Below are 1,255 nucleotides of genomic sequence, written 5' to 3'. Positions count from 1 at the left end.
GTATTCATTCTTACCGAATACTCTGCAGTAATTCTTGCCAAAAACTCTGCAGTACTAATTGCCAAAAACTCTGCATTATTATTTACCGTTCACAAGGGTTTAATACAACTTCAATCTGTTGACCTGTAACATAGGAAATAGTTTTATCTTCATATCCCATTGCTGTAATTATCACCTGACCTTCTCTTTGAATTACACTCAGCGAAAACGATCCATCCTCTCTTGTTGCTGTAGCAGCATTGCTATTTACAACTTTTACTGATGCCCCGACAACAGGATTCATATCACTATCTAAAACTTTTCCTTCAAGCAACAATTGTTGAGTATCTTTTATCGATAATGCATTACCCAACTCAGGAGCTTTTCTTATGAGCACTGTTTTATTTTGGACGGCATATACTAGACCACGAGGACTTAAACATTGATCTAACACCTGTTTAAGATCCGCATTGCTCATATGCAGATCAATCTTTCCTACATTTTTTAATTCAGAACTGTTAAATAAAAAGTCCAAATCAGTTTGTTTTTGAACGATATTTAGTACATCTGTTAGTTCTGCTTTTGATACCGAAATATTTATTTTTTGCGCAAACACATTAGCTTGAGTTTGTATAAATAGTCCGAATATAAAAAATGAAATGAATTTCATAATTAGTAGACATTTAAACAATCGTGGGTGGATACGCACGATTGAAGTATTATTTTTATACATTTGGTTATATATGGTTTTATAATTTACACACGATTTTATAGGCTATGTATTATATTTCTTAGGGCGGTATTGCACTACTGCCCTATAAATATCTTTTCTCTATTTAGTCACCATAACCCTCCCCTCTTCTATTGCAAACTGTAAATCAGAAACCTCTTCTAAAGCATTAAGAACATCTTTAAGTTGTTTTGTTCTTTTTATACTACCCGTGAATTTATCTTTAATATTATTTGAGATTTGAACATCATTGATATTATACCATTTAGACAATTCACTCATGATAAATTCAATTGATTCATCTTGGAACCTAAATACTCCTTCACGCCAAGCTAATATTTGTACTAAATTCACATTATTGTTTACGTGGATTATAGATTGATTATTTACAATAGCCTGCTGACCTGGTTTTATAACCGTTTTATCACTGATTGTATTTACGGCAATTGATCGTATCCGCCCTATAAACTACATGTTTGATTAAGCGATAATTCGTTTATAGTTTTGTGGGTACAGGTCCTTCAGGTTCTTGTGGTTTATGGATGA

General features: G+C 32.7%; 2 protein-coding genes. Both read right to left on the bottom strand.

From position 1 onward, the window contains the following. Positions 1–82: 82 nt before the first annotated feature. The gene (locus EDC17_RS16760; RefSeq protein ID WP_165894461.1) at positions 83–649 is read right to left on the bottom strand and encodes an STN domain-containing protein; all 567 of its coding nucleotides are present in this window, start codon (positions 647–649) and stop codon (positions 83–85) included. Positions 650–811: 162 nt separating this feature from the next. Next, positions 812–1,063 carry a FecR domain-containing protein gene (locus tag EDC17_RS16755; RefSeq protein WP_165894460.1) on the bottom strand — a complete coding sequence of 84 codons (252 nt, stop codon included), beginning with the start codon at positions 1,061–1,063 and terminating at the stop codon, positions 812–814. Positions 1,064–1,255 lie beyond the last annotated feature (192 nt).

It is taken from the genome of Sphingobacterium alimentarium, assembly GCF_004342685.1.
Taxonomy (GTDB): Bacteria; Bacteroidota; Bacteroidia; order Sphingobacteriales; family Sphingobacteriaceae; genus Sphingobacterium; species Sphingobacterium alimentarium.
The sequence above is the reverse complement of the archived record's forward strand: the minus strand, read 5'-3'. Positions and strand labels throughout refer to the sequence as shown.

Bases quoted from the DNA above. Each gene is read 5' to 3' on its own strand.
- EDC17_RS16760 (WP_165894461.1), bottom strand. From the start codon at position 649: ATGAAATTCATTTCATTTTTTATATTCGGACTATTTATACAAACTCAA.